The organism is Stenotrophomonas maltophilia (assembly GCF_002799155.1).
Classification (GTDB): Bacteria; Pseudomonadota; Gammaproteobacteria; order Xanthomonadales; family Xanthomonadaceae; genus Stenotrophomonas; species Stenotrophomonas maltophilia_R.
The window spans coordinates 425,556-452,254 of the sequence record NZ_NERD01000002.1 but is presented as its reverse complement, the minus strand read 5'-3'; the positions used below and the strand labels follow the sequence as shown (position 1 = coordinate 452,254).

Genomic DNA, 26,699 nt, shown 5'->3' with positions numbered 1-26,699 from the left:
CGGCTACATCGCCAGGCCCGAGCATGCCGGAAACCGGGAGGCCCGCCATGCGCTATGCCATCGTCACCGAGACCTATCCACCGGAAGTGAACGGCGTTGCCCTCACCGTGCAGGGGCTGGAACAGGGTCTGCGCGCAGCCGGGCACGAGATCGACCTGGTGCGCCCCCGCCAGTCCAGCGAAGCACTGGATTCGGCGCCGGGCACGCTGCTGGTTCCTGGTGCCGCCCTGCCCCGCTACCCCGGCCTGCGTTTCGGCCTGCCAGCGCCGATCCGGCTGGGCCGCCACTGGCAGAAGCAGCGCCCGGATGCGGTCTACATCGCCACCGAAGGTCCACTCGGATGGTCCGCGCTGCGTACTGCACGCCGCCTCGGGATTCCCGTCGCCAGCGGCTTCCACACCCGCTTCGACGAATACCTGCCCGACTATGGCGTGGCGTGGCTGCAGGCTGCCGCCATGCGCTGGATGCGCCGGTTCCACAACCAGGCGGACGCCACCCTGGTGCCGACCCGCGAGCTGCAGCAGTTCCTTGGCGAACAGGGCTTCGAGCGCGTGCGCCTGCTGGCCCGCGCGGTGGACAGCCAACAGTTTGATCCGGGCCGGCGCGATCCTGCGCTGCGCGAGGAATGGGGCGTCGATGGCAATGGCCTGGTGGCGATCTATGTCGGCCGCATTGCCGCGGAGAAGAACCTTGGCCTGGCGGTGAAGGCATTCCGCCGGCTGCAGCAGATCCGGCCCAAGGCACGCTTCGTGTGGGTGGGGGAGGGTCCCGCCCGCGAGAGGCTGGCACACGAGAATCCCGACTTCATCTTCTGCGGCATCCAGCGCGGCGACGCCCTGGCCCGGCACTTCGCCAGCGGCGATCTGTTCCTGTTCCCCAGCCGCAGCGAGACCTTCGGCAACGTGACTCTGGAAAGCATGGCCAGCGGTGTCGCCACCGTGGCGTTCGACTATGGTGCTGCACGCGAGTACCTGCGCAACGGCGAGAACGGCGCGGCGGTGGGCAGTGACGAGCAGTTCATCGAGGCCGCCGTGCAGCTGGCTGCCGATGACGCGCAACGCCGCGAACTGGGCGGCAACGCCGCGCGCGCGATGAAGCGCCTGCATCCACAGCAGGTGGTAGCCGAGTTCGATGCCCTGCTGGCCGAACTGGCACAGTCGAGGAGGAGCGGCCATGCGCACCACGCGGCTTGAGTTGCTGGCCGACCGCGACGCACGCCTGTGCCGACGGGCCAACCACTACTGCCGGCGCCGCCGGGTGCGTCGCCTGTTCTCGATCATCAGCCGGCTCGGCGATGGCGTGTTCTGGTATGTGCTGATGGGTGCGCTGGTGGTGCTGGACGGATTCGATGGCCTGCGCGCCTCGGTGCACATGGCTGCCACCGGCCTGGCCGCGCTGCTGCTGTACAAGGGCCTCAAGCGCTGGACCCGGCGCCCGCGGCCCTATGCGGCCGACCTGCGCATCCGCGCCTGGGTGGCACCGCTGGACGAATTCAGCTTCCCCTCCGGGCACACCCTGCATGCGGTGTCGTTCACCATCGTCGCCCTGGCCTACTACCCTTGGCTGGCACCGTTGCTGGTCCCCTTCACCGCCGGCGTCGCGCTGTCGCGGGTGGTTCTGGGCCTGCACTACCCCAGCGACGTACTGGCGGCGACGGGCATCGCGGTGCTGCTGGCGTCGGCCAGCCTGGCCTGGCTGCCGCTGCCGGTGTAGCCCGGGGTCAGATCCCTTTTCCTTCGGAAAAGGGATCTGACCCCCACAATGCCGGCGGCGCTACCGTCATCGTTGATGGCCTAGAATGCGGGCATGACCACGCTGTTCATTTCCGACCTGCATCTGGACCCCAGCCGTCCGGAGATCACCGACCTGTTCCTGCGCTTCCTGCGCGAGCAGGCGCCCGGCGCCGATGCGCTGTACATTCTTGGCGACCTGTTCGAAGCCTGGATCGGCGACGACACGCCCTCGCCCGGCGCCGATGCCGTCGCCGATGCGTTGAAGGTGCTGTCCGACAGCGGCGTGCCGGTGTACTTCATCCGCGGCAACCGCGACTTCCTGCTCGGCGAGGATTACGCGCGCCGTGCCGGCCTGCGCATCCTGCCCGACCCGTGCATGATCGAACTGTACGGCCGGCCCGTGCTGCTGCAGCACGGTGACCTGCTGTGCACCGATGACATCCCCTACCAGCAGTTCCGTGCACAGACCCGCGACCCGGCGTTCCAGGCGCAGTTCCTTTCTCAGCCGCTGGCCGCACGCATCGCGTTCGCGCAGAAGGCCCGCGAAGCCAGCCAGGCGCGCCAGTCTGAAATGAAACAGGACGATCGTGCACAGTTCGAGTCGGTGACCGACGTGGCCGCTGCCGAAGTCGATGCCACCTTCGTGCGCCATGGCGTGGACACCATGATCCATGGCCATACGCACCGGCCGGCGATCCACACGCTGCAGGCCGGTGGTCGCGAGCGCACCCGCATCGTGCTGGGTGACTGGTACGAACAGGGTTCGGTGCTGCGCGTGGATGCCAGCGGCTGGACGCTGGATACCCTCGCCCGCAGCTGATGCGCGCGGGCCGGAAATCCGCGGCCGCACGAGGCGGCCGCGGACGATACAGGCTCAGCGGAATGCCGCGATCGTGTGCTTGGTATTGACCAGCACGCGCTGGTTGTCGGCGGTACTGGCATTGCCCATCGGGATGCCGCTGTAGCTGATGTTCGGGTTGGACCAGTAGTTCAGGCGCGGGCAGCTGCGGGTGCAGTTGTAGGCCATGATCGTGCGCCAGCCGGTGCCGGTTGCCGGCTCATAGCGGTAGCCATGGCCGTAGGCGTACGGCGACGTACTCGGGTCGGTGGCGATGTCATGCCGCGCGCTCTGCAGATGGCCGATCTCGTGCGCGAACGAGTAGTAGCCGGTCGCGCAATCCCAGTACACCGCCGCGAACGCCGTCGACGCCGTCGATCCGATGCCCGAGGCCAAACCGCAGTAGCTGGCGTTGTTGATCAGCAGTACCCCGACGTCTGCGGCGGTGTTGTTGCGGCTGGTATGGATGCTGTCCATGTAGCCGTCGCTGGTGTTGCGGAAGCGGGTCAGGTCGGTGGTGAAGTTGCCGGACTCGGCGTAGCTGGTGGTCTCGTACCCGGCCAGCTGCAGGGTGAGGCCGACGTTGCTGTTGGTGTAGCCCTGGTTGGATTCGGCCACGGCCAGCTGCACCAGCGACTGCATGTTGCCGCCATAGGCAGCCACCGCAGCATTCGTCGCCACCACCAGCACGCGGATGGTCGCCGGCGTGCCGGACGAAGCCTGGGCGATACCGAGGCGATCATTGTTGCCCATCGGGATCTTCGGCAGCTGGTTGTAATCGGCCGGATGGTCGGCCGGCATCCGCGACTCATCCACTTCCACCAGCACGTGGCGGTTGCCCAGCGGGCGCAGGCGGTACAGCTTTCCATCCTTGCGGATCGAGCCGGTGATGGTATCGCCCGAGCGCACCAGGATCAGCGAATTGCCGGGATCGTCCTGGCCGTTGGAGGTGGCCGCGGTCAGCTTGTCCGAGGGCGAACGGAACTGGCCGTACCAGATGCTGCCGCCATCGGGCAGCGCCTGAACCTTGCTGCGCACCGCCTGCACGCGCTGGCCGAGCAGTTCGAATTCCAGCTGCGGCTGTGCAGTGGCTGCTGCATCGACACGCACTTCCTGTACCGTCGCCGTGGACGGGGTGGCCAGCAACTTGCCGAGTGCGGGCTCACTGCTTGCCGATGCGCGGCTGATGACCGTCACCGGCTCGAACAACGGTGCGGCATGCGCGGCCGCTGCCACCGACAAACCCAGGACCAGGCCACCTGCCGCTTTACCAATCGATCTGGACAACATTGCGTCGCTCCTTGAATGATGTGAATAGCGTTGATGCAGCACGACCCGGTTTGCCGGGTTTGGCCATCTGGCCTGCGCGGGTCGTGTGAATTCAATAGGCGAGTGAAATGAAAGTCGGGATTTGTGATCTACCGCATCTGCGTTCAGTCAGGTCAAAAGCGTCACTACACTTCGCCAATACACCGCTTTCGCGCTACCGTGACGCAGCCACGACGGGGAATGCACATGGCACCATCGCAGGACACGGACGAAGATGTCGGCTTGCTGCGGATCGGCCTGTTCTTCGATGGCACCCGCAACAACGCACACAACCTGGCACGCGGTCGCCCACAGGTTCCGCAGCCACGCCCGGCGCAGCTGCGCGCGGATGATGATTCGACCTACCAGAGCCGGCTGACCAGCAGCTACGACAACGGCCTGACCAACATCGCGCGCCTGCAACAGCTGTATCCGGACAGCCGCCGCGATGCGATGGCCGTGCCTTCGCTGTCGATCTATGTCGAGGGCGTGGGCACCCGCGATGATGCCGATGACGATCTGATCGGACTGGCCTTCGGCATCGGTGCCAGTGGCGTTCGCGCGAAAGTGCAGCGCGCGCTGCAGGTGCTGCTGCCGGCGGCACTGGCCGAGCTGTCCGCGCGCTGGCAACGACCGCTGCATAGCGTGCAGGTGGATCTGTTCGGCTATTCGCGCGGTGCTGCCGCGGCACGTGATATCGCAAACCAGCTGCAGGCCTGGGACAGCGCGCGCTGGCGCCAGCTGCTGCAGGGCGCCGGCCTGCCCTGCACTGTGCACTTCGCCGCCGTCACGCCGGTGCTGCGCTTCATCGGACTGTTCGACACCGTGGTTGCGGTCAGTGGTGGCCGCGCCGACGAACACCCGCAGCTCGCCCTGCGCAGCGGCATCGCTGCGCGCGTGGTGCAGTTGACCGCGCGCGACGAACATCGCCAGCACTATCCGCTGACCACGGTGGCACCGCCGTTCACCGAGATCGCCCTGCCCGGCGTGCACGCCAACATCGGCGGTGGCTACAACCAGCTGGAAGAAGGTCCCAAGCTGCTCAGCCGCCCGCGCCGGCAGCAGTTGCGTCGCCCGGCCGTTGCCGACTACCTGGTCCCTCCACTGGCGTTGCTGCAGGCCACCACGGCCTACGCCGAAACGCAGGCCGATGCCGAGCGCTGGCGGCAGCAGCTGGGCGTGGGTGAAAAGGAGGTCTGGGTGGATGTCTGGCACCAGTGGCAACAGCAACGTCGCGCCGGCAGCCGCAGCGTGCTGCTCTCCCCGGTGCTGTACGTCACCGCGGCAGTGGTGCTGCGCCGGCGCATCGATTGGCGCTACCAGTTGATCGCGCTGCAGGTGATGCAGCAGCATGCCATCGATGCCGGCGTGCAATGGACCGCCAATGTCGCTGGAGTTCCCGGCTGGGAGCTGCCGTCGGCCCTGCAGCCGATCGCACGCCGACTGGTGGCCGGACAGGCGCTGACCCAGCCCCAGGAGGCGCTGCTGCGCCGACGCTACCTGATGCAGTCGGCACACTGGAATTTCGATGCACTGGGCGACACTGCACTGACCTACACCGCCGACGCCGGCGTCAGCGAACTGCCCTACAGGCCGGGTCCCGGCCTGTTCTACATCAACCGGCCAACGGTGGATGGCAAGCGCGTGGTGTTGCCGAACGCATGAAAAAAGGGACGGAGGGGATTAAGTCGTTTGTGCCACAAACGACTTAATCCCCTCCGTCCCCTTTTCTGTCAGCCGGCCTGTTCGACCAGGTTGGCGAGCTCGTCGGCATCGAAGCCGGCCAGCAGGCGCGCTTCGATGTTGAACGGCCCATGCAGGTAGCCGCCGGCGTATTCCACCAGCAGCTCCTTGAACCGCGCGCGCGGTTCGACACCGGCGCGATCACAGTACCAGCGGTACCAGCGCGAACCGGCCGCAACGTGCGCCACTTCCTCGCGCAGGATCACTTCCAGTACGTCGGCGGTTTCGCCATCACCCACATTGCGCAGTTTTTCGATCATGCCCGGGGTCACGTCCAGGCCACGCGCTTCCAGCACGCGCGGTACCAGTGCCATGCGCGCCAGACCATCATGGGCGGTCTTCCCGCACATTTCCCACAGGCCGTTGTGCGCGGGAAAATCGGCGTAGTCGTGGCCGTGTACCTGCAGGCGCTCGCGCAGCAGCATGAAGTGCCGCGATTCGTCGTCGGCACAGCTGACCCAGTCGGCATGGAACGCCGGTGGCAGGCCGCGGAAGCGGTACACCGCATCCCAGGCCAGGTCGATCGCATTGAGTTCGATGTGGGCGATGGCGTGGATGAAGGCGGCACGCCCTTCCACGCCGCCCAGGCCGCGCCGCGGCACTTCGCGCGGATGCACCAGCACCAGCCGAGCCGGCCGGCCAGGCATGCGGATCGGTTCCGGCGGCGGCGCATCGGCGGTCACCCTCAGGCGGCCGGCACGGAACGCGGCCGCATACGCCTGGGTCAGCGCCACCTTGCGCAGCGGGTCGGCTTCAGCCAGGCACTGCTGCGCCGCGCGCAGCAGGTCACCACCAACATCGGGCACCGCAACCACGCCTGGACCTCAGGCGCGGCGCTTGTGCTTGGCGTCGTCCGAACGCAACTGCTGGATGCGCTCGAAGTAGCCCGGCTCGATACCCGTCGGGTAGTGGCCGTTGAAGCAGGACGAATCGAAGTTGCGCAGCGCCGGGTTGCCCTCGCTGACCGCCGCTTCCATGTCTTCCAGGTCCTGGTAGATCAGCCAGTCGCAGCCCAGGTGGGCCTCGATCTCTTCCACGGTGCGGTTGTGCGCGACCAGCTCTTCGGCCGCCGGCATGTCGATGCCGTAGATGTTCGGGTAGCGCACCGGCGGCGCCGCGCTGGCCAGGTAGACCTTGCGCGCGCCCGCATCACGGGCCATCTGCACGATCTGCTGGCTGGTGGTGCCACGCACGATCGAGTCGTCCACCAGCAGCACCACGCGGTTGCGGAACTCCAGGTGGATCGGGTTGAGCTTGCGGCGCACCGACTTCACGCGTTCGCCCTGGCCCGGCATGATGAAGGTGCGGCCGATGTAGCGGTTCTTGATGAAGCCCTCGCGGTACTTCACCCCAAGCACGTTGGAGATCTCCAGCGCGGCATCGCGCGAGGTATCCGGGATCGGGATGATGGTGTCGATGTCGTGGTCCGGGCGCAGGCGCAGGATCTTCTCGCCCAGCTTGATGCCCATGCGCATGCGCGCCTTGTGCACCGAGACATTGTCGATCATCGAATCCGGGCGCGCGAAGTACACATACTCGAAGATGCACGGTGTGTGTTCGGCCGGCTCGGCGCAGATCTCGGAGAACAGCTCGCCGCGCGCGGTGATCACCAGCGCTTCACCCGGCTGCACGTCACGCACGCGCTGGAAGCCCAGTACGTCCAGCGCGGCCGACTCGGAGGCCACGATGTACTCGTCGCCCTCGGCATGGCTGCGCTTGCCCAGTACCAGCGGGCGGATGCCATGCGGGTCGCGGAAGGCAACCAGGCCCAGGCCCAGCACCACGCTGACCACCGCATAGCCGCCCTTGCAGCGGCGGTGAACACCGGCCACCGCGCGGATCGCGGCTTCCGGGCTGAGCTGGCGCTGCTGCTCCAGTTCGTAGGCGAACACGTTCAGCAGCACTTCGCTGTCCGAATCGGTGTTGACGTTGCGGCGGTCCTGTTCGAACACCTGCTGGCGCAGCGCCTCGGTGTTGATCAGGTTGCCGTTGTGGGCCAGCGCGATGCCGTACGGTGAGTTGACGTAGAACGGCTGCGCCTCGTCCATGCCTTCCGAGCCGGCGGTCGGGTAGCGCACATGGGCGATGCCGACACTGCCTTCCAGGGTGGACATGGTGCGTGCATCGAACACATCGCGGACCAGGCCGGTGGCTTTCTGCACCCGCAGGCGGCTGCCATTGGCCGTGGCGATGCCCGCCGCATCCTGGCCGCGATGCTGGAGAACGGTCAAGCCGTCATACAACTGCCCGGCGACGTTCTGGTTGCCGACGATTCCGACGATGCCACACATGGTGCGAAGTCTCCGCTGGGCTGTGCCCAGTTACAAGGAAGGTGGCCGTACCTGGCCGCGGTGGTCGCCGCGCCCGCGGTCGACATTGGCCGGATCGCCCGGCTCGATACTGTCCGGCAGTGCTGGGGCGTCCGGGCGCACTTCGGCCGGATCGTATGCGTCGCCCTGTTCCGCTTTCGCGGGCCGCAGCCATCCGCCGCCCGCCACTACCTGGTTGAGGATGCCATTATCGCCTGCCGCGCCCGGCTTTCCCAAATCGGCGCCTGCGTTCTTTCCCAGCTCCATCAATGCAGATGGGGACAGCATGTCGGTCGGCAAGTTCTTGGGCAGCAGATCGGCGCCGGGCACCTGCCAGTGCGGCAGCTTCCCGTTCATCCAGGCCACGGCCGGGTTCAGCACCGGGCGGACCGCCGAGCGCTTCCAGGAGGGTTCGGCGGTCAGCGGGGTGAAACCGGCCAGCAGCACCAGGATCGCCGCGATCAGGCCGCCACGCACGGCTCCCAGCACGCCGCCCAGCAACCGGTCCAGGCTGGTCAGCATGCTGCGGTGGATCATCGCCTTGATGACCATGCCGATCACCGCGACCACGATCATCACGCCAATTCCCACGCCCAGGTAGCCGCCGACGAAGTGCTCGCCGCCAGGCGCGGCCGGCGCCGCCCACCAGCGTGCCGCATCGTTACCGAAGGCGAAGGCCGCCCACGCGGCCAGCAGCCACGACAGCGTGCCGATGACGATTCCAACGAAGCCACGCAGCATCCCGAGCAGGGTCGAGGCGGCGATCACGATCAGCAGCACCACGTCGATCATGGCGCCCCGCTCCTTCGGCGGCGCTGGCAACGGGCCTGCGCGTGGGTCATGGGTGCGGTCGGACCATGCCGGCCACGCCGACCTTGGCGGCGACCTGCGCCTTCAACTGCTCGGCGTCAGCCCGGTTGGCCACCGGCCCGACGCGGACGCGATGCAGGGTGCCCTTTTCGGTGCGCACCTGCTCGACGAAAGCACTGAAGCCGGCGGCACGGACCTTGTCGCGCAGCGCATTGGCATCGTTGGCCTGGCCGAACGCGCCCAGCTGCACAGCGAAGCCGACGCCACTGGCCGCCGGTGCGGCCGGCGTGGCCGGTGCCGCCGCCGGCTTGCTGGCGGTGGCCTCCGGCTTCGGCTCGGGCTTGGCTTCCGGCTTCGGCGCCGGCTTGGGCGGTTCCGGCTTGGTGGCCGCCGTCGGCGTGCTCGGCGGCAGGCTTTCGCTGCGCACCGGGTTGCTGGTGGCCGACGGCGTAGTGGCCGCAGCCGGGGCGCTGGCAGTCGGCGCCGGCGTGGCGGCGACCGCCGCACTGCTGCCTGCCGCCGCGTCCAGGGCGATGACTTCGGCCTTTACATCGGCGCGGATCTTCACCGCCTGCAGGCGGGCAGCCTCGGCCTGCGCACGGTCGGCATACGGCCCGACGCGCACACGCCACGCCTGGCGCCCGTTGATGGTGGTCGTTTCGGCAAAGCCCGGCAGCTGCGAGCGCTGCAGGTAGGCGATGACCGCGTCGGCGTCGGCCTTGCTGCCGTAGGCGCCAAACGTGACGGCGTAGTTGCCGGCGGCAACGGCCGGAGACGTGTCCACGGTCGGCGGAGTGGCCGGGGCGGCGGCCTCCTGCAGGGGCTTGGCCTGCCCGGCCTGCAGGCCGGTGGCTCCACCGGCCGGAGCAACCAGCGGCAGCTCACGGGTTTCGAACTGGCCATCGGCCGGTGCATCCGGCGCGGCGATCGGCACCGAGGCCACACCGCTGTCCGGCGCCGGTCCCTTGACCAGCATCGGCAGGAAAATCACGGCCAGCGCGACCAGCACGATGGCACCAATCAGACGCTGTTTCAGAGGCGTATCCACGTGAGGCGGCAACTGTCCGGAGGTTGCAGTCGATTATACGGGTGCCGGACCGGACGGCGTCGGCATTGGCTGAACGCGGATCAGGCGGCGCCCTGCAACCATTGCAGCGCGGCAGCAGCGGTATGGAAGGAGCCGAACACCAGCACGCGGTCACCGCGTTCGGCCCGTGACAACACCTGTGCCAGCGCCTGTTCGACGCTATCAACCCGCTGTGCCTGGGCCGCAGCCGTGCTGGCCAGACGCGCCTGCAACTGGGCAGCGCTCTGCCCGCGCGGGCCGTCCAGGCCCGCCAGGGTCCACTCGCCGACCACGTCCTGCAGCGCCTGCACCACGCCTACCACGTCCTTGTCCTGCAGCGCGGCGTATACCGCGAGGGTGCGCCCGGCTGCCGCTTCGGCCTTCAGCGCGCGCGCCAGCTGGCCCGCCGCCTGCGGGTTGTGCCCGACGTCGACGCGGATCTGCACACCCTCCCGCTCGAACGCCTGCAGGCGGCCAGGGATGCGCGCCGCCGCGATACCGGCAGCCCACGCGGCGCGCGGCACCGGCTTGTCCAGCGCACGCAGCGCAGCGATGGCAGCACCCGCATTGGCCAGCTGGATCGGGCCGGCCAGCGCCGGCGCCGGCAGTTCCATGCGCAGGCCGACGTCGCGCCAGCGCCAGCGCTGGGCATCGATCGGCTCGTAGAAGTAATCGCTGCCACCCCGGATCGCATTGGCACCGACCAGGTAGGCACGTGCGAGCACGCTCGAGGGCGGATCGGTCTCGCCCAGGATCACCGGCTTCCAGCCACGGATGATGCCGGCCTTCTCGGTGCCGATCGCTTCGCGGTCCTCGCCCAGCCATTCGGCATGGTCGATGTCCACGGTGGTGATCACGGCCACGTCGGCATCGATGATGTTGACCGCATCCAGTCGACCGCCCAGGCCCACTTCCAGTACCGCCAGGTCCAGCCCGGCGTCGGCGAACAGCTGCAGCGCGGCCAGCGTGCCGTACTCGAAATAGGTCAGCGTGATCTCGCCACGCGCGGCCTCGACTGCGTTGAACGCAGCGACCAGCGCGGCATCGTCCACCTCCTGCCCGTCGATGCGCACGCGCTCGTTGTAGCGCAGCAGGTGCGGCGAGGTGTAGGCGCCGACCTTCCAGCCCGCCGCGCGCGCAATGGCTTCGATGAAGGCCACGGTGGAGCCCTTGCCGTTGGTACCACCGACCACGATGGTGCGCTGGGCCGGCGTCCCCAGCCCCATCGCCGTGGCTACGGCGCGCACGCGCTCCAGGCCCATGTCGATGGTCGCCGGGTGCTGGCGTTCAATGTAATCCAGCCAGTCGGCCAGGGTGGTCGGGGTGTTCGTCACGGCAGCGGTTCCAGCAGAAGCAGTTGATGCGGGAGGATGGATCAGAGAGCGCGGTGCTTGGCTTCACCGAAGAACGGGGTGTGGTGGGCGCAGTCGTTCAGGCGCACCACCTCCAGGCTGTCCAGGTCGGCGCCTTCGAGCAGGTTGAGCGTGGTCGGTGCCTGGCGGAAGGTCCACAGACGGGAGATCGGCAGGCCCAGCACCCTGCACAGGATCACCCGGTTGACCGCGTCATGGGCGACCACCAGCAGGGTGTCGTGTTCGCCAAGGCCTTCGGCAGCGCGGGCAAGGCCGCGCCAGCTGCGCTCCAGCACCAGGCGCAGCGATTCGCCGCCGGGCATCAGAACGGTATCCGGTTCCTCGCGCCAGGCCTGCAGGCGCGACGGATCCTTCTCGTGGATCTCGCTGGCCAGCAGCCCTTCCCATTCGCCATGGGCGATTTCCTGCAGCTCCGGCTCGGTCAGCAGCATGTCGGCACGGGCGGCGCCGAGCGCCAGCTGCGCGGTGCGCTGCGCGCGCGACAGCGGCGAGGCGACGGCACGGGTGATGTCGACCGAGGCCAGGCGGGCACCCAGTGCCTGGGCCTGGGCTTCACCGATCGGCGAAAGCGGGATGTCGATCTGGCCCTGGTAGCGGCCTTCGGCGTTCCACGGCGTTTCGCCGTGGCGGGCAAGCAGGATGCGCATGCGTGCAAGGGGTCCTGGGGGGAGGAGGTTTCCGCGTTTCGTTCACATCCTGTGAAGTACGCGGAACAGCGATGATACCTGTTCGGCGCACCGGGCCGGGCCGGGCATTAAAAAACCCCGCGACCTGCGTCGCGGGGTTCCGGAGTTTCCGGTCATTGGGTCGAGGTTTGCCGGCCAGCGGCCGGCACTACCGCAACCGGTTTATTTGGCCAGGTTCAGTTCCTTCAGCAGCTCCGGTGCCGGCGCCACTTCCTGCATGATCCACTGCATGTAGCGGCTGTCGACCGCGATCATGCGGGTCATCACCGGGTCGAACACCCAGTTGGAGCTGACCGATTCCCAGTTGCCGTCGAAGGCCAGGCCGACCAGCTTGCCGTTCGCATCCAGCACCGGCGAGCCGGAGTTGCCACCGGTGATGTCCAGGTTGGACAGGAAGTTCACCGGCACCGAGCCGACGCGCTTGTCTTCCAGGCCGCCGTAGCGCTTGGCCTTGACCGCGTCGAGCAGCGCCTTGGGCGCATCGAACGGATCGACGCCGGTGTCCTTGGCGACGATGCCTTCCAGCGTGGTGAACGGGGTGTAGGCCACGCCATCCTTGGGCTCATAGCCCATCACGTTGCCGAAGGTGATGCGCAGCGACAGGTTGGCATCGGGGTACACGAGCTCGCCCTGGCTCTTCTTGTAGTCGGCCAGTGCCTGCAGGTACAGCGGGCGTGCGGTCAGCGACTCACCTTCGCGGATCTTCTTCTGCTCTTCCTGCTTCAGCAGCGACGGCATGATCGCCACCGCGTACTGGATGGCCGGGTCGGTGCTGGCTTCGAACGCAGCGCGGTCGGCCTTGAACCACTTCAGGCGCGCATCCAGGCTGCCCAGCTCGGTGCCCGACAGCTTGCTCACCAGCGCCTTGACGGCGCTGGCATCGCTGCCGCCCAGCCATTTGTTCAGCACGTCGTTGTTGCGCTGCGCGGCCGGCAGGGCAACGTACTGCTCCAGCCAGTAGGCCTGCAGCTGCTGGTCCATCTTCGCCACATAGCGGCGATCCATCTGCTTCAGGCCGCCTTCCAGGGTCGGCAGGTCGCGCTGCTGGTAGCCGACCTCACGCTCGGCATCCGGCTTGCTGCGCTCGATCGACAGGCGGTACAGGGTGATCGCTGCGCCAACGGCCGAGGTGTTGTTGAACTGACCGACGAACAGGTCGCGTTCGCGGGTCGACCTGCTGGTATCCAGGTGCTTGAGCAGCTGCGCGTGCGCCGCCAGGGCCGGCTTGCCGGCGGCGCCCTGCTTCTTCAGCCAGGCCAGCACGGCGGCTTCTTCAGCCTGCTTCTGGCCAGCGGCGTCGATGCGCTTGAAGCCTTCCAGCTGGCCGGCGTAGTTCTTGGCCACGTTGTTCATGCTGGCCGCGGTGGCGGCGTACTTCACCTTGACGTCGGCGTCGGCCTTGCCCGCCTCATCGATCATCTTCAGCACCGCGTTGTAGTGCTTGGCGATGGTCGGGTAGGTCCAGCTGGCGGTTTCGTTGAACTCACCGGCCAGCGCGTAGCGGTTGGTGCGGCCCGGATAGCCGGCCACCATCACGAAGTCTCCGGCGCCGAGCGGCTGGTCGGTGAACTTCAGGAAGTGCTTGGGCTGGTACGGCACGTTGTCGGCCGAGAACGCGGCCGGTTTGCCGTCCTTGCCGACGTAGGCGCGGTAGAACGAGAAGTCGCCGGTGTGGCGCGGCCACATCCAGTTGTCGACGTCGCCGCCGTACTTGCCGACGCTGCCCGGGGGCGCGTAGACCAGGCGCACGTCCTTGATTTCCATGTTGCGGAACAGGCGGTAGGTGTTGCCGCCGGAGAAGGTGTACAGGCGGCAGCGGAAGCCTTCCTCGGCCTCACACGCGGCGACCTGCGCCTTGTCGAAGGCGTCCAGCGCACGGCTGCGGGCCAGCGGGTCGTTGCCGGCGGCGGCAATGGCCGCCTTGGCCTGGGCGGTGACGTCGGTGATCTGGTCGAGCACGTAAACGCGGGCGTTCGGGCCGGCGCTCAGCTCATCGCTGTGCTTCGGCGCGTTGAAGCCGTCCTTGATCAGGTTCTTCTCGGCCGTCGAATTCAGCTGGATCGCACCGTAGGCGCAGTGATGGTTGGTGACCACCAGGCCCTGCGGCGAAACGAAGCTGGCGGTGCAGCCGCCGAGGGCGACGACCGCGCCCATCGGGTCGCCGGTGAGGTTGGACAGCTGCTGCGGGGACAGCTTCAGGCCGGCCTTCTGCAGCGGACCGGCAATTTCCGGCAGCTGCTGCGGTACCCACATGCCTTCAGCGGCATGGGCGACCTGGGCCAGCCCAAGGCTGGCGACGATGGAGAATGCAAGCAGGTTCGAGCGCATGGAGCGGCCCCTGGTAGTGGAACCTTCGATTGTAGCCCGCCGCCCTGCCCCGGCCCGAACCCCGGAAGTCATGGGCTCACTTCGTTCCGCCGCGCGCACGGGAACCCTCCTGAGGGGGCGTGGTCGCCCCCTCCCCCGAACCAGGGAGGCGCTGCTGTTTGCAGTACGTTCGAAACGCCCGCTGGCGCACGCCTTTCGTTCCGCCACTGCACCCGCAGCGCAACATGGGAAATCCGCGCGGCACCCTATAATCCGCGCTTTCCCCCTGACGAGTTCCACCCGATGGCGCAGCAAACGATGAAGGCCCTGGTCAAGCGCGAAGCAGCCAAGGGCATCTGGCTGGAAGAAGTTCCGGTTCCGACCCCGGGCCCGAACGAGGTCCTGATCAAGCTGGAGAAGACCGCGATCTGCGGCACCGACCTGCACATCTACCTGTGGGACGAGTGGAGCCAGCGCACCATCAAGCCGGGCCTGACCATCGGCCACGAGTTCGTCGGTCGCGTCGCCGCGCTTGGCTCGGCGGTGACCGGCTACGAGATCGGCCAGCGCGTCTCGGCCGAAGGCCATATCGTCTGCGGCCACTGCCGAAACTGCCGTGGCGGCCGCCCGCACCTGTGCCCGAATACCGTCGGCATCGGCGTCAACGTCAACGGCGCCTTCGCCGAATACATGGTGATGCCGGCCAGCAACCTGTGGCCGATCCCGGACCAGATCCCATCGGAGCTGGCCGCGTTCTTCGACCCGTACGGCAACGCCGCGCACTGTGCGCTGGAGTTCAACGTCATCGGCGAAGACGTGCTGATCACCGGTGCCGGCCCGATCGGCATCATCGCCGCCGGCATCTGCAAGCACATCGGTGCGCGCAACGTCGTGGTGACCGACGTCAACGACTTCCGCCTGAAGCTGGCCGCCGACATGGGCGCCACCCGCGTGGTCAACGTCGCCAACCAGTCGCTGAAGGACGTGATGAAGGAACTGCACATGGAGGGCTTCGACGTGGGCCTGGAAATGAGCGGCAACCCGCGCGCGTTCAACGACATGCTCGACTGCATGTACCACGGCGGCAAGATCGCCATGCTCGGCATCATGCCCAAGGGCGCTGGCTGCGACTGGGACAAGATCATCTTCAAGGGCCTGACCGTGCAGGGCATCTACGGCCGCAAGATGTACGAGACCTGGTACAAGATGACCCAGCTGGTGCTGTCCGGTTTCCCACTCGGCAAGGTGATGACCCACCAGCTGCCGATCGACGACTTCCAGAAGGGCTTCGACCTGATGGAAGAAGGCAAGGCCGGCAAGGTTGTTTTGAGCTGGAATTGACCCGGCACACGGCGACGCCGGGCATGGCCGGGCGCTACCGGAAAGAAAAGGGCGCCCTGTGGGCGCCTTTTTCATGTACCGCTGCCTGTCTGGAGGAGAGCCCCCTTGTTGTTCAAGGGGGCGCGCCAACGGCGCAGGGATAAGGTGAAATGCGCGGGGCAATCGCCGGTGCCGCAGGCCCCGGTTATTGCCCGATCGCGACCGACAGCATCACCCGGCTGTGGGCCAGCTTGCCGGAGTTGTCGCGGCCGTTGCCGTCGGTGCCGTAGTAGCCCAGGCCGACGTTGAACAGGCCGAACTGGCGCGCGACGCCGACGTTCCAGTCGGTGTAATCCTTGGCGATGCCATCCTCGAAGGTACTGCGACCGACGTTGGCATTCAGGGTGAAGTCCTTCGGCAGGCCCCAGCTGCCGCCCAGGCCGAAGTACCAGCCATCGGTGCTGCTGTTCCATACATCGTTGGTGTAGGCCACCGTCAGCTTGTAGGTGTCATCCAGCGTGGTGGTGGTGATCAGCTCGTTGTAGTTCTGGTGGCTGGACTTCAGGTAGGTGTAGCGGTTCAGCAGCACATCAACGTTGACGCGCTCGGTGACATCCACGCCGTAGCCGATCAGGTAGTCGACCTCGGTCTTCGGATCACCGGCACCGAAATCCACGCCCGAACCCCACACGCCGGCATACAGGCCAACCGGGCTGGTGTAGGTGAAACCGGCCTGCAGGGTCGGATCCTCGTCGGTCTGCGACACACCACGGAACAGGTAATCGGAAACAGCGGTGACGTTCCAGCTGTACGGCGATTCGTTTTCCTGGGCGCTGGCGGCGAACGGGGCGGCCAGGGTCAGGGCAGCGGCAATGGCGAGGCAGGCACGGGCGTGCTTCATGAGCGTCTCCGGTGGGGGCGGTGGCGTGGCGTGGAAGGCGGAAGCAGCCGGAGCGCGACAGCTCCGGTTCACGAATTCTTAACCAGTTTGCTATTGCGATGCAACATGCGCCGACCATGGCGATGGCCCATCCGGCCCGGTCGGCGACGGGCGATGCCCGGTAGAATCAACGGTTTCCCCGTTCAGAGCCGTGCCCACGCCATGACCGACGCCTCCTCCGCCCTGACCCGCCACTACGCCGAGGAACTGGACGCCATCCGCGCCCAGGGCCTGTTCAAGTCCGAGCGGATCATCACCAGCCCGCAGTCCGCAGAGATCACCCTCGACGACGGCCGCAAGGTGCTGAACTTCTGCGCCAACAACTACCTGGGCCTGGCCGACCACCCGGACCTGATCCAGGCCGCCAAGGACGCGCTGGACACGCACGGCTTCGGCATGGCCTCGGTGCGCTTCATCTGCGGCACCCAGGACCTGCACAAGCAGCTGGAGAAGCAGATCGCCGATTTCTTCGGCAAGCAGGACACCATCCTGTACGCGGCCTGTTTCGATGCCAACGGCGGCCTGTTCGAGCCGCTGCTCGGCGAGCACGACGCGATCATTTCCGATGCACTGAACCACGCTTCGATCATCGACGGCGTCCGCCTGTGCAAGGCCAAGCGCTTCCGCTACGCCAACTGCGACATGGCCGACCTGGAAGCGCAGCTGCAGGCCGCTGATGCCGCCGGCTGCAAGACCAAGCTGATCACCACCGACGGCGTGTTCTCGATGGACGGCTTCATCGCGCCGCTGGACGAAATCACTGCGCTGGCGAAGAAGTACAACGCACTGGTGCACATCGACGAATGCCACGCCACCGGCTTCCTTGGCGCCACCGGCCGTGGTTCGGCCGAGGTCAAGGGCGTGCTGGAAAAGATCGACATCATCACCGGCACCCTGGGCAAGGCGATGGGCGGCGCCCTGGGCGGCTTCACCTGCGCCAGTGCCGAGGTGATCGAACTGCTGCGCCAGCGCTCGCGTCCGTATCTGTTCTCCAACTCGCTGCCGCCGCATGTGGTGGCCGCCGGCATCAAGGCGTTCGAAATGCTGGCTGCCGCCGACGACCTGCGCAGCACCCTGGCCGAGAACACCGCCTACTTCCGCGAGAAGATGACCGCCGCCGGCTTCGACGTGAAACCGGGCGTGCATCCGATCAGCCCGGTGATGCTGTATGACGCACCGCTGGCGCAGAAGTTCGCCGAGCGCCTGCTGGAAGAAGGCATCTACGCGATCGGCTTCTTCTTCCCGGTGGTGCCCAAGGGCCAGGCCCGCATCCGTACCCAGATCAGCGCCGCGCACAGCCGCGAGCACCTGGACCGCGCGATCGATGCCTTCACCCGCATCGGTGTCGAACTGGGCGTGGTCAAGGGCTGATCATGGCCGGGGTCGGATCCCTTTCCTGCGGAAAGGGCTCTGACCCCACCGGTCAAGGCGTGTCGACCAAGGTCGACACCCACAGGCGTCACTTCTTTTTCTTCTTGTCCTTGGGCTGGTCCTTGCTGGCCACCACCACCGGCTTGGCGGCGGCGTCCTGGCCGTTGCCTTTGGCGACACGGATCCCGTTGGCCTTCATCCAGGCATCGAACTCATCGGCGGTCATCTTCTTGTCGCCGTTGCTCATCAGGAAGCGGTAGCTGCCGCGACCATCCAGCTCCGGCGTCTTTACTTCCACCACCGGGGTCTCGGCAGGCGTTTCCGCCTTGGCCACCTTCTTGTGGCCGCCACAGGCGGTCAGCAGCACCATCGGCAGCAGCAGGCCTGCACAGCGCAGGGTTTGGTTGAGGGTCGGGTGGTACATGGCAGGCTCCGTTCGGGAATGTCGACAGCCAGGCGCCCCCTACGCCTGGAACGGTGGCCGGCAACTGCCGGCCGTGGGCGGTGATCAGCCCGGTGCGGCGGCCCCCAGCCGCTGCTGGTCGCTGACCTCCAGTACCCGCCATTGCCCCTTGCCGAGATCGCCGAGCAGCAGCCCACCGATCGCGACCCGGACCAGGCGCAGCACCTGCAGGTCAAAGGCCGCCAACAGGCGGCGGATGTGGCGGTTGCGGCCCTCGTCGAGGACCACCTCCAGCCACGCGGTCTTGTCACCGCTGCGCAGCACGCGCACGGCCAGGGCGACGAGGAACTCGCCCTCGTCTTCGACACCGGCGCGCAGCGCTGCCAGGGTGTCCTCGTCAGGCAGACGATCCACCTGCACGTGATAGGTCTTCTGCGGCCCGGTCTCCGGGTCGGTCAGGTGCGCCGCCCATTGCGGATCATTGCTGAACAACAACAACCCTTCGCTGGCCTTGTCCAGGCGCCCGACCGGCGCGATCCACGGCAGGCCGGCACCATCGAAGCAGCGATACACGGTGTCGCGACCACGCTCGTCCTGCGTCGTTGTCACCACGCCGCGCGGCTTGTTGAGCATCAGGTACATGCGCTGCGGCGCACCCATCGGCTGGCCATCGACTTCGATCGATGGCGCAGGCTGTCCAATCGGGAACTCGGGATCGCGCACGATGCGGCCGGACACACGCACGCGGCCTTCGGCGATCCAGCGCGCGGCCTCGCTGCGCGAGCACACGCCGGCCTTGGACAACACGCGCGCCAGGCCATGGCGCACGCCACTGGAGGCATTCGGAACCGCACGCCCACGCGGTGCGTGGGAGCGGGCGGCGGGGGTGGCAGGTGGGCGGCGCGTGCGCAAGCCTCTGCTCCCCGCGGCGCTTACTTCTTGTCGACCGGCTTGGTCTCAGCCGGTGCTTCGGCCGCAGCCGGAGTGGCGACCGGCGCCGGACGCGCCTTGACCACGCGCACGCCGCGCGCCTTCATCCAGGCATCGAATTCTTCGGCGGTCATGCGCTTGCCGTTCTGGCTCATGTCGAAGCGCCACGGCGTGTTGTCGAACTCGGTCTGCGGCTTGTAGGCCGCCGGATCGTTCGGCTTCACCGCCGGCGCGCTCGGGATGGCCTTGGCGATGTTCTGGCAGCCGTCGATGCGCAGGCGCTGCAGCACCTGGTCCAGCGACTGCGATGGATCGTAGTTGCTGCTCAACACGCCAGCCGGCATGCCAAGCTGGTTGCCACGGATGTACAGCTCGTCGGCCACCGGTGCGATGGTCGTGGCCGGCAACGGCAGCGGCGACGCGCTGGTGTTGACCGAGCAATCGACCGCAGCGTGGGCGGCGGGAACCAGGGCCAGCGCCAGGACGGCGGCCGATGCAGAGCGCAGCATGAGGACATCCACGGAAGGAAGTGACGCGGCGAGTTTAGCAATGCCGCGCCAGCTTTCAAGCGCCACTTTCAATGAATACGGCAACTCATTGGTTTTATGGACAAAAACCCGACGAACGGTTGCCCTCGCGCATGAAGATCCAGGTTCCTGGCCGCAGAAACAACAAGACCCGGCCGAAGCCGGGTCCTGCTGTGTCTTACTTGCAGAGCGTCAGAACTTAGTTCTGGACGTTCAGCTCGGTACGACGGTTCTTGGCGCGACCTTCCGGGTTGTCCGAACCATCCGGGTTGGTGTTCGGAGCAATCGGACGGCTCTCGCCGTAGCCGATCGGGCCGACCAGGCGACCGGCGTCAACGCCGTTCTTGGTCAGGTAGTTGTACACGGCGGTGGCACGACGCTCCGACAGCTTCTGGTTGTAAGCGTCGGTACCCTTCGAGTCGGTGTGACCGGCGACTTCAACGCGCAGATCCGGGTAACGCTTCAGGATCTCGGTGGCTTCGCTCAGGATCGCCACGGCGTCCGGACGCAGGTTCGACTTGTCGAAGTCGAAGTTGACGCCCTTCAGGTCGATGGAGACCGGAACCGGGCAACCGTCCGGACCGATGGTCTGACCCGGCTGCGAGTTCGGGCACTTGTCGTCGCAGTTGTTGACGCCGTCACCGTCGTCGTCCAGGTCGGCGCAGCTCGGGGCAACCGGAGCCGGAGCCGGAGCAGCCGCGACCGGAGCCGGGCCCAGCGGGATCACGACGCCGACCGAAGCCAGCACGTCGCCGAACCAGCTCTCGTCACGTGCGGCGATGCTCTGGTCGTCGAAGTCAGCGCGGTAGGCCACTTCGGCGCGGACAGCAACACGCTTCTCGAAGGTGGTCTGCAGGCCGACGCCCAGCTTGGCGGCAACATTGCCGTCCTTACGCTGGCGCGGGCCGTTGTTGTCGAGCGCAGCGTACTCTTCTTCCGACTTCTGGTAGCCCAGGCCACCGACGATGTACGGGTTCCAGCCGCGGCCTTCCTTGATGAAGTGGCGACGCAGGTCCAGCGAGACGCCGTACTGCGACCAGTTCAGGTCCTGGTTGCTGTCGAAGTTCGGGTTCTGGTAGTTCAGCTCACCGTCCAGCGACCAGTTCGGGCTGATGAACTTACCCAGGCCCAGGGTCACGAACGGAGCGTCATTGGTCAGACGGTCGCTGTCCTGGAAGTTGAAGCCGGCCGAACCGGTCAGGTACCAGCGGTCATCGAACTCCTGCGCCGAAGCTGCCTGGGCGAAAGCCAGGCCGCCCAGCAGCGCGGCAGTAAGGATCTTCTTGTTCATTGAGTACAGCTCCTATTTCGGGGGTATGAAACCGGTAGAGGCATGGGCCAGCACTAGTGCGTCGATGTACGACAGCCGATTCAGCACGCCACCGCCGCGAACATTATGCTCAGGCGGGTGAAGGCCATGTTAACAGTCCCGTAACATGTGAAGTGTTGCGCCCGACCGTCCGCCGGTCCGACGTTGAAACCCTATACAGGATGATGAAAATCCGCAAGACCCACACGCTGCAAGGGTTTGACGGAGTTTAAGCGGCAAAAACGACATATTGCGCAACGCGCTGCAGGACACGGTTCAGCAGGTTTGCGGAAACGTGAGGAACCTTATGATGGGATCACGAACCCAGCCGGAGCCGTGATGAAAGCCGTCGCCCTGAGTCGTGAATTCGCCCCTACCCTGCGTGATGTCCTCCTGCCTCCGCCGCTGCCGCCACGCGGCCGCGACCTGCTGGTCCGGATCGAAGCGGTATCGGTCAACCCCGTCGACGGCAAGCAGCGGGCCGCCACCGATCCGGCCACACTCGACGTTCCCCGGGTGCTGGGCTGGGACGCAGCCGGTGTGGTCGAAGCCATCGGTGACGAGGCCAGCCTGTTCGCCTCCGGCGACGAGGTCTACTTCGCTGGCGACCTGACCCGGCCGGGCTGCAACGCCCAGTACCAGTGGGTGGACGAGCGCCTGGTCGCCCGCAAGCCGACCACGCTCGACTTCGCGGACGCCGCCGCGCTGCCCCTGACCACGCTGACCGCCTGGGAGCTGCTGTTCCAGCGCATGCCCCTGCACCTGGATGATCGTCGCCATGGCGGCCAGCACCTGCTGGTGATCGGCGGCGCGGGCGGCGTGGGCTCGATGGCGATCCAGCTGGCCCGCCATGCAGGTTTCGAAGTGATCGCCACTGCCTCGCGCGAGGCCTCGATCGATTGGTGCCGGCAGATGGGGGCCACGCACGTGATCGACCACCGGCAGCCACTGCAGCCACAGTTGCAGGCGCTGGGCATCGATGCGGTCCAGGTTGCGCTCAATCTGGCCGACACCGATCACTACTGGGATGAGCTGGGCCAACTGCTGGCACCGCAGGGCCATGTCGGCCTGATCGTGGAGCCACGTGGCGCGCTGCGCATCGGCGATCCCTACAAGGCCAAATGCATCGGCATCCACTGGGAATTCATGTTCGCGCGCTCGCGCTTCGCCACTGCCGACTGCATCGAGCAGCACCGCATTCTCAGCCGCGCGGCCAGCATGATCGATGCCGGCCAGCTGCGTGGCACGCTCAGTGAAACGCTGGGCACGATCAATGCCACCAATCTGGACATCGCGCATGAACGCCTGGCCAGTGGGCGCACGGTGGGCAAGCTGGTGCTGGTGGGCTGGGACGACTGACGCCTCATGCAGCGCCCCACCGGCAGGCTGGACCCTGCCTGTAGCGGTGGATTGACCGGCATCTGTATCTATGGACCAAGCAAGAACGGGGATACGGTGGAAACAGATTCCTCCCCCCGAGCGTCGCCATGCCTACCGCCCTGCCCCTGCGCCTGCTGCAACTGATCACCGGCCTGTTCCTGTATGGCTTCGGTGCCTCGCTGATGATCCGCGCCGCCATCGGCGTGGCGCCCTGGGATGTGCTGTCGCAGGGCATCGCCGCACAGACGCCGCTGTCCTTCGGCCTGGCGACCAATGTCATCGGCGCACTGGTGCTGTTGCTGTGGTGGCCGCTGCGGCAGAAGCCGGGCGTCGGCACCGTGCTCAACGTGATGCTGATCGGTCCCTCCGCGCAGTTCGGGCTTTGGCTGCTGCCACCGGCCGTTGGCCTGGGCTGGCAGTTGGCGATGTTCTGCGCCGGTATGCTGCTGGTCGCGCTGGCCACTGGCCTGTACATCGGCGCCAAGCTCGGCCCCGGGCCGCGCGATGGCCTGATGACCGGCCTGCATGCCCGCACCGGCTGGCCGATCTGGAAGGTACGCAGCCTGATTGAAGGCAGCGTATTGCTGCTGGGCTGGTGGCTGGGCGGCAATGTTGGCCTCGGCACCCTCGCCTTCGCCCTGCTGATCGGCCCGTTGTGCGGAGTGACCCTGGGCTGGTTCGGGATTGGCCGCCCACCGGTGGGTAGCGCCGGGCCGCGCCCGGCGAGCGCGCAGCGCGGCCACGGGTAGTCATGTACCCGGCCAACGGCCGGCACCGCCCGCCAAGCAACCCTTGCCCCGGCCGCCGTTTCGCGGCACGCTTCGCGCTTCCGTACGCAAGCGTATCGACCATGTCGCCAGCCAACGAAAGTGCCTACCCCCATCTGTTCGCCCCGCTGGACCTGGGCTTCACCCAGCTGCGCAACCGCGTATTGATGGGCTCGATGCACACCGGCCTGGAAGATCGCGCCCGCGACTTCCCGCGGCTGGCGGCCTACTTCGCCGAGCGCGCCGAGGGCGGCGTCGGCCTGATCGTCACCGGCGGCTTCGCGCCGAACGTGGTCGGCTGGCTGAAGCCGTTCGGCGGCAAGCTGTCCTGGCCCTGGGAAGTGCGGCCGCACCGCCAGCTCACCGCCGCCGCACACCAGCACGGCGCGAAGATCTGCCTGCAGCTGCTGCACGCCGGCCGTTACGCCTACCACCCGTTGTCGGTGGCACCGTCGAAGCTGAAGGCACCGATCAACCCGTTCACCCCGCGCGCGCTTTCGGCCGGCGGCGTCGAGCGCCATATCGCCGACTACGCACGCAGCGCGAAGCTGGCCCGCGAGGCGGGCTACGACGGCGTGGAAGTGATGGGCTCGGAGGGCTACCTCATCAACGAGTTCATCGCCCCGCGCACCAACAAGCGCACCGATGCCTGGGGCGGCGACGCGCGCCAACGCATGCGCTTCGCGGTCGAAATCGTACGCCGCATCCGCGAGGCCTGCGGTCCGGACTTCATCATCATCTACCGGCTGTCGCTGGTCGACCTGGTGGAAGACGGCAGCAACTGGGAAGAGATCGTGCAGCAGGCGCAGGCGATCGAGGCGGCCGGCGCGACGATCATCAATTCCGGTATCGGCTGGCATGAAGCGCGCATCCCGACCATCGCCACCTCGGTACCGCGGGCTGCATTCGCCGGGGTCACCGCCAAGCTCAAGCCGCATGTGACACTGCCGCTGGTGGCGACCAACCGCATCAACATGCCCGAGGTGGCCGAACGCATCCTCGCCGATGGCGGCGCCGACATGGTGTCGTTGGCGCGCCCCCTGCTGGCCGACCCGCAATGGCCAAACAAGGCCCGCGCCGGCCGCGCCGAGACGATCAACACTTGTATCGCCTGCAACCAGGCCTGCCTGGACCACGTATTCGAGAACAAGCTGGCCAGTTGCCTGGTCAATCCGCGCGCCGCCCACGAGACCGAGCTGGTCTATCACCCGGCCCACGCGCCGAAGAAGGTCGCCGTGGTCGGTGCCGGCCCGGCCGGCCTGGCCTGTGCCACCGTCGCGGCCCAGCGCGGCCACCACGTCACCCTGTTCGATGCCAGCGACGAAATCGGTGGCCAGTTCAACGTGGCCAAGCGCATCCCGGGCAAGGAAGAGTTCCACGAGACCCTGCGCTACTTCCGCCACGCGCTGCAGGAAACCGGTGTGCAGCTGCGCCTCGGCACCCGCGCCGATGCCACCCAGCTGGCCGGCTTCGACGAGGTGGTGCTGGCCACCGGCATCACGCCGCGCAAGGTCGACTTCCCCGGAGCTGATCACGCCAAGGTGGTCAGCTACCTGGACGTGCTGCTGGGCCGGGTCGAAGTAGGTGCCAATGCGGCGATCATCGGCGCCGGTGGCATCGGCTTCGATGTCGGCGAGTTCCTCAGCCACGCCGGCGAGTCACCCTCTCTCGACCCGCAGCGCTGGATGGCCGAATGGGGCGTGGACGGCACCTTCGAGGCCCGCGGCTCGCTGGCCCAGCCGCATGCCGAGGCCTCACCGCGCCGGCTGTGGCTGCTGCAGCGCAGCCCGGGCAAGCCCGGCGCGCGCCTGGGCAAGACCACTGGCTGGATCCATCGCGCCACGCTGAAGGCCAAGGGCGTGCGCATGCTCGGCGGCGTCGAGTACCTCGGCGTGGACGACGAAGGACTGCGCATCCGCGTGGACGGCAGCGAACAGCTGCTGCCGGTCGACCATGTGGTGATCTGCGCCGGGCAGGAACCGAACCGCATGCTGCAGGCCGAATTGCAGGCGGCCGGCATCAACGCGCAGCTGATCGGCGGTGCCGATGTGGCCGCAGAACTCGATGCAAAACGCGCCATCGATCAGGGTAGCCGGGTCGCTGCCGCGCTCTGACAAGCGCCTGAATGGGGGGCGGAATGTGATTTTCGTCACCCCCGTTGAACCTGAATGTCAAGCCGAGCGGTTCACGATGCGTTCGGCTACGCCCCCCTACCTTGCGCCATCTTTCCGCTCACCAGCCAGTTTCCGGTGAGCCGGCGCAGCCCCTCGATCGGTACTGATCGTTTCTTTTGGGGCTGCCCACGGGGCGGCCCCGATGGCCGCCTCCCCATGACGCCAAGTCGTGCCCCGCCTCCTGTCGCCCTGCGGCCGGAACCGGAGTGTGCGGCCCATACGGAGCAAGGAGTTATATGAAACTGGCCTGGATTCTCTGGCTGTCGCAGTTGTTGCCGCAGCCGGCCGCTGATTCATTGTGTTTGAGCACCACCGTTTACCTGGAAGCCCGCGACCAGACCCTGCGTGGCCAGCAGGCCGTCGCCGAGGTCGCACTGCGCCGTCTCGACAGTGGCCTGTGGGGCGACTCGATGTGCCAGGTGGTCACCGCACGCAAGCAGTTCGCGCCGACCATCGTCTCACCCGGCACCCAGCTGGGCAACGACGCGGCCTGGAGCGAGGCGATGAACGTGGCCTTCGACGCCGAGCGCAACTGGGCGCTGCCGGCCGGCGAGCGCCGCGAGATCGTGCCCGGTGCCAGCCACTTCGCCGCGCTGGCCATCGCCAGCCCGAACTGGCGCAACGCCTACCAGGTGGCCACCATCGGCGATCACACCTTCTACAAGGTGCAGAACCTCAAGCCGCGGCAGTCGTAACGATCCGTGCTGGCGGCAGCGTTGCCGCCCGCCGCCAGGCTCTGGGATAGTGGGCGTTTCCCGCCCGCATCACCTGGAGTTCCCATGAAGCTGTACAGCAAGCCCGGTGCCTGTTCCACCGCCGACCACATCGCCCTGCAGTGGACCGGCCAGCCGTTCGAGGTTGAACTGCTGAACAAGGACACCCTGAAGGGTCCGGAATTCCTCAAGATCAATCCGGCCGGCGCCGTTCCCGCACTGGTAGACGGCGACTTCGTGCTGCTGCAGAACGCCGCGATCATGGGCTACATCGCCGACAGCTTCCCGCACGCCGGCCTCGGCGGCGATGGCAGCCCGCGTCAGCGCGCCGAAGCCACCCGCTGGCTGGCCTTCGTCAATTCCGACGTGCACCCGGCCTTCTCGCCGCTGTTCGCGCCAGGCAAGTTCATCGCCGACGAGAGCCAGTTCGATGCGATCCGCGCCGCCGCGCACAAGCGCCTGCGTGGCCTGTTCGAGACCGCTGACAAGCAGCTGGCCGACAAGCCCTGGCTGGCCGGCTTCCGCAGCTTTGCCGACCCGTACTTCTACATCACCCTGCGCTGGGCCGCCGGCACCAAGGTCGACCTGTCCGGCCTGGACAACCTGGCCGCCTACAAGGCGCGCATGGACGCCGATGCCGGCGTGCAGGCCGCGCTGAAGGCCGAAGGGCTGGCCTGAGCCTGACCTGGGGG

24 protein-coding genes are annotated in these 26,699 nt (G+C 67.2%); 11 read left to right on the top strand and 13 right to left on the bottom strand.

From position 1 onward, the window contains the following. Positions 1 to 47: 47 nt before the first annotated feature. From B9Y82_RS02590 to lpxH, 3 genes are all read left to right on the top strand, one after another. Entirely contained in the window at positions 48 to 1,193 is a 1,146-nt protein-coding gene (locus tag B9Y82_RS02590) for a glycosyltransferase family 4 protein (protein ID WP_100471423.1), read from the top strand. After that, positions 1,174 to 1,713 carry a phosphatase PAP2 family protein gene (locus B9Y82_RS02585; protein ID WP_100471422.1) on the top strand — a complete coding sequence of 180 codons (540 nt, stop codon included), beginning with the start codon at positions 1,174 to 1,176 and terminating at the stop codon, positions 1,711 to 1,713. Before B9Y82_RS02590 ends, B9Y82_RS02585 begins: the two co-directional genes overlap by 20 nt. Before the next feature lie 93 nt (positions 1,714 to 1,806). Further along, a complete protein-coding gene (gene lpxH / locus B9Y82_RS02580) occupies positions 1,807 to 2,553 on the top strand; it encodes a UDP-2,3-diacylglucosamine diphosphatase (RefSeq protein ID WP_100471421.1) in 747 nt (248 codons plus the stop codon). Between the two features lie 54 nt (positions 2,554 to 2,607). On the opposite strand, the gene B9Y82_RS02575 is transcribed toward lpxH, so the two are convergent. Continuing rightward, entirely contained in the window at positions 2,608 to 3,861 is a 1,254-nt protein-coding gene (locus B9Y82_RS02575; protein WP_100471420.1) for a M12 family metallo-peptidase, read from the bottom strand. Between the two features lie 225 nt (positions 3,862 to 4,086). On the opposite strand from B9Y82_RS02575, the gene B9Y82_RS02570 reads away from it, so the two are divergent. Continuing rightward, positions 4,087 to 5,544 (top strand): DUF2235 domain-containing protein, encoded by a 1,458-nt coding sequence (locus B9Y82_RS02570; protein ID WP_100471419.1) that lies wholly within the window; start codon positions 4,087 to 4,089, stop codon positions 5,542 to 5,544. Positions 5,545 to 5,612: 68 nt separating this feature from the next. Here B9Y82_RS02570 and B9Y82_RS02565 read toward each other — a convergent pair whose 3' ends face one another. The 7 genes from B9Y82_RS02565 to B9Y82_RS02535 all read right to left on the bottom strand — a co-directional run bounded on the left by B9Y82_RS02565 (position 5,613) and on the right by B9Y82_RS02535 (position 14,194). Continuing rightward, complete coding sequence (locus tag B9Y82_RS02565) at positions 5,613 to 6,437, bottom strand: ferritin-like domain-containing protein (RefSeq protein WP_100471418.1); 825 nt, start codon at positions 6,435 to 6,437, stop codon at positions 5,613 to 5,615. A 9-nt stretch (positions 6,438 to 6,446) separates the two neighbouring features. Continuing rightward, the gene (gene purF / locus B9Y82_RS02560; protein ID WP_005408246.1) at positions 6,447 to 7,913 is read right to left on the bottom strand and encodes an amidophosphoribosyltransferase; all 1,467 of its coding nucleotides are present in this window, start codon (positions 7,911 to 7,913) and stop codon (positions 6,447 to 6,449) included. A 30-nt stretch (positions 7,914 to 7,943) separates the two neighbouring features. Continuing rightward, positions 7,944 to 8,723: a CvpA family protein gene (locus tag B9Y82_RS02555; RefSeq protein WP_100471417.1), complete on the bottom strand. Its 780-nt coding sequence runs from the start codon at positions 8,721 to 8,723 to the stop codon at positions 7,944 to 7,946. A gap of 46 nt (positions 8,724 to 8,769) precedes the next feature. Continuing rightward, positions 8,770 to 9,789 carry an SPOR domain-containing protein gene (locus B9Y82_RS02550; RefSeq protein ID WP_100471416.1) on the bottom strand — a complete coding sequence of 340 codons (1,020 nt, stop codon included), beginning with the start codon at positions 9,787 to 9,789 and terminating at the stop codon, positions 8,770 to 8,772. Between the two features lie 80 nt (positions 9,790 to 9,869). Then, positions 9,870 to 11,141 carry a bifunctional tetrahydrofolate synthase/dihydrofolate synthase gene (folC, locus tag B9Y82_RS02545; protein WP_100471415.1) on the bottom strand — a complete coding sequence of 424 codons (1,272 nt, stop codon included), beginning with the start codon at positions 11,139 to 11,141 and terminating at the stop codon, positions 9,870 to 9,872. 41 nt (positions 11,142 to 11,182) lie between these two features. Next, positions 11,183 to 11,827 carry a histidine phosphatase family protein gene (locus B9Y82_RS02540; protein ID WP_100471414.1) on the bottom strand — a complete coding sequence of 215 codons (645 nt, stop codon included), beginning with the start codon at positions 11,825 to 11,827 and terminating at the stop codon, positions 11,183 to 11,185. A gap of 201 nt (positions 11,828 to 12,028) precedes the next feature. Next, positions 12,029 to 14,194, bottom strand: coding sequence for a S46 family peptidase (locus B9Y82_RS02535; RefSeq protein ID WP_100471413.1), 2,166 nt, complete (start codon positions 14,192 to 14,194; stop codon positions 12,029 to 12,031). 297 nt (positions 14,195 to 14,491) lie between these two features. Here B9Y82_RS02535 and tdh point away from each other — a divergent pair, with 297 nt between their 5' ends. Next, complete coding sequence (gene tdh / locus B9Y82_RS02530; RefSeq protein ID WP_010483949.1) at positions 14,492 to 15,514, top strand: L-threonine 3-dehydrogenase; 1,023 nt, start codon at positions 14,492 to 14,494, stop codon at positions 15,512 to 15,514. 184 nt (positions 15,515 to 15,698) lie between these two features. Here tdh and B9Y82_RS02525 read toward each other — a convergent pair whose 3' ends face one another. Further along, complete coding sequence (locus B9Y82_RS02525) at positions 15,699 to 16,394, bottom strand: TorF family putative porin (RefSeq protein WP_100471412.1); 696 nt, start codon at positions 16,392 to 16,394, stop codon at positions 15,699 to 15,701. 201 nt (positions 16,395 to 16,595) lie between these two features. Between B9Y82_RS02525 and kbl the strand changes: the two genes are divergently transcribed. Beyond that, positions 16,596 to 17,804, top strand: a complete 1,209-nt coding sequence (gene kbl / locus B9Y82_RS02520) for a glycine C-acetyltransferase (RefSeq protein ID WP_100471411.1) — start codon at positions 16,596 to 16,598, stop codon at positions 17,802 to 17,804. Positions 17,805 to 17,892: 88 nt separating this feature from the next. On the opposite strand, the gene B9Y82_RS02515 is transcribed toward kbl, so the two are convergent. The 4 genes from B9Y82_RS02515 to B9Y82_RS02500 all read right to left on the bottom strand — a co-directional run bounded on the left by B9Y82_RS02515 (position 17,893) and on the right by B9Y82_RS02500 (position 20,955). Continuing rightward, positions 17,893 to 18,228 (bottom strand): hypothetical protein, encoded by a 336-nt coding sequence (locus B9Y82_RS02515; RefSeq protein ID WP_100471410.1) that lies wholly within the window; start codon positions 18,226 to 18,228, stop codon positions 17,893 to 17,895. 84 nt (positions 18,229 to 18,312) lie between these two features. Further along, on the bottom strand, positions 18,313 to 19,119 hold the full coding sequence (locus B9Y82_RS02510) for a pseudouridine synthase (protein WP_238381531.1): 807 nt from the start codon (positions 19,117 to 19,119) through the stop codon (positions 18,313 to 18,315). A 20-nt stretch (positions 19,120 to 19,139) separates the two neighbouring features. Beyond that, entirely contained in the window at positions 19,140 to 19,646 is a 507-nt protein-coding gene (locus B9Y82_RS02505) for a hypothetical protein (RefSeq protein WP_065176011.1), read from the bottom strand. Between the two features lie 217 nt (positions 19,647 to 19,863). Then, positions 19,864 to 20,955, bottom strand: coding sequence for an OmpA family protein (locus tag B9Y82_RS02500; RefSeq protein ID WP_049416163.1), 1,092 nt, complete (start codon positions 20,953 to 20,955; stop codon positions 19,864 to 19,866). Positions 20,956 to 21,312: 357 nt separating this feature from the next. On the opposite strand from B9Y82_RS02500, the gene B9Y82_RS02495 reads away from it, so the two are divergent. From B9Y82_RS02495 to B9Y82_RS02475, 5 genes are all read left to right on the top strand, one after another. Beyond that, complete coding sequence (locus B9Y82_RS02495) at positions 21,313 to 22,332, top strand: zinc-binding alcohol dehydrogenase family protein (RefSeq protein WP_100471408.1); 1,020 nt, start codon at positions 21,313 to 21,315, stop codon at positions 22,330 to 22,332. A gap of 128 nt (positions 22,333 to 22,460) precedes the next feature. Continuing rightward, complete coding sequence (locus tag B9Y82_RS02490) at positions 22,461 to 23,102, top strand: YczE/YyaS/YitT family protein (protein WP_100471407.1); 642 nt, start codon at positions 22,461 to 22,463, stop codon at positions 23,100 to 23,102. A 101-nt stretch (positions 23,103 to 23,203) separates the two neighbouring features. After that, positions 23,204 to 25,234, top strand: coding sequence for an NADPH-dependent 2,4-dienoyl-CoA reductase (locus tag B9Y82_RS02485; RefSeq protein WP_100471406.1), 2,031 nt, complete (start codon positions 23,204 to 23,206; stop codon positions 25,232 to 25,234). Between the two features lie 296 nt (positions 25,235 to 25,530). Then, positions 25,531 to 25,989, top strand: coding sequence for a cell wall hydrolase (locus B9Y82_RS02480; RefSeq protein ID WP_004145661.1), 459 nt, complete (start codon positions 25,531 to 25,533; stop codon positions 25,987 to 25,989). Positions 25,990 to 26,073: 84 nt separating this feature from the next. Further along, positions 26,074 to 26,685 carry a glutathione S-transferase N-terminal domain-containing protein gene (locus tag B9Y82_RS02475; RefSeq protein WP_100471405.1) on the top strand — a complete coding sequence of 204 codons (612 nt, stop codon included), beginning with the start codon at positions 26,074 to 26,076 and terminating at the stop codon, positions 26,683 to 26,685. The last annotated feature ends 14 nt before the right edge of the window (positions 26,686 to 26,699 follow it).

Excerpts from the sequence above, each read along its gene's own strand:
- B9Y82_RS02590 (WP_100471423.1), top strand. The coding sequence starts at position 48 with ATGCGCTATGCCATCGTCACCGAGACCTATCCACCGGAAGTGAACGGC.
- B9Y82_RS02585 (WP_100471422.1), top strand. The coding sequence starts at position 1,174 with ATGCGCACCACGCGGCTTGAGTTGCTGGCCGACCGCGACGCACGCCTG.
- lpxH (WP_100471421.1), top strand. The coding sequence starts at position 1,807 with ATGACCACGCTGTTCATTTCCGACCTGCATCTGGACCCCAGCCGTCCG.
- B9Y82_RS02575 (WP_100471420.1), bottom strand. The coding sequence starts at position 3,861 with ATGTTGTCCAGATCGATTGGTAAAGCGGCAGGTGGCCTGGTCCTGGGT.
- B9Y82_RS02570 (WP_100471419.1), top strand. The coding sequence starts at position 4,087 with ATGGCACCATCGCAGGACACGGACGAAGATGTCGGCTTGCTGCGGATC.
- purF (WP_005408246.1), bottom strand. The coding sequence starts at position 7,913 with ATGTGTGGCATCGTCGGAATCGTCGGCAACCAGAACGTCGCCGGGCAG.
- B9Y82_RS02555 (WP_100471417.1), bottom strand. The coding sequence starts at position 8,723 with ATGATCGACGTGGTGCTGCTGATCGTGATCGCCGCCTCGACCCTGCTC.
- B9Y82_RS02540 (WP_100471414.1), bottom strand. The coding sequence starts at position 11,827 with ATGCGCATCCTGCTTGCCCGCCACGGCGAAACGCCGTGGAACGCCGAA.
- B9Y82_RS02535 (WP_100471413.1), bottom strand. The coding sequence starts at position 14,194 with ATGCGCTCGAACCTGCTTGCATTCTCCATCGTCGCCAGCCTTGGGCTG.
- tdh (WP_010483949.1), top strand. The coding sequence starts at position 14,492 with ATGAAGGCCCTGGTCAAGCGCGAAGCAGCCAAGGGCATCTGGCTGGAA.
- B9Y82_RS02525 (WP_100471412.1), bottom strand. The coding sequence starts at position 16,394 with ATGAAGCACGCCCGTGCCTGCCTCGCCATTGCCGCTGCCCTGACCCTG.
- kbl (WP_100471411.1), top strand. The coding sequence starts at position 16,596 with ATGACCGACGCCTCCTCCGCCCTGACCCGCCACTACGCCGAGGAACTG.
- B9Y82_RS02515 (WP_100471410.1), bottom strand. The coding sequence starts at position 18,228 with ATGTACCACCCGACCCTCAACCAAACCCTGCGCTGTGCAGGCCTGCTG.
- B9Y82_RS02505 (WP_065176011.1), bottom strand. The coding sequence starts at position 19,646 with ATGCTGCGCTCTGCATCGGCCGCCGTCCTGGCGCTGGCCCTGGTTCCC.
- B9Y82_RS02500 (WP_049416163.1), bottom strand. The coding sequence starts at position 20,955 with ATGAACAAGAAGATCCTTACTGCCGCGCTGCTGGGCGGCCTGGCTTTC.
- B9Y82_RS02495 (WP_100471408.1), top strand. The coding sequence starts at position 21,313 with ATGAAAGCCGTCGCCCTGAGTCGTGAATTCGCCCCTACCCTGCGTGAT.
- B9Y82_RS02490 (WP_100471407.1), top strand. The coding sequence starts at position 22,461 with ATGCCTACCGCCCTGCCCCTGCGCCTGCTGCAACTGATCACCGGCCTG.
- B9Y82_RS02485 (WP_100471406.1), top strand. The coding sequence starts at position 23,204 with ATGTCGCCAGCCAACGAAAGTGCCTACCCCCATCTGTTCGCCCCGCTG.
- B9Y82_RS02480 (WP_004145661.1), top strand. The coding sequence starts at position 25,531 with ATGAAACTGGCCTGGATTCTCTGGCTGTCGCAGTTGTTGCCGCAGCCG.
- B9Y82_RS02475 (WP_100471405.1), top strand. The coding sequence starts at position 26,074 with ATGAAGCTGTACAGCAAGCCCGGTGCCTGTTCCACCGCCGACCACATC.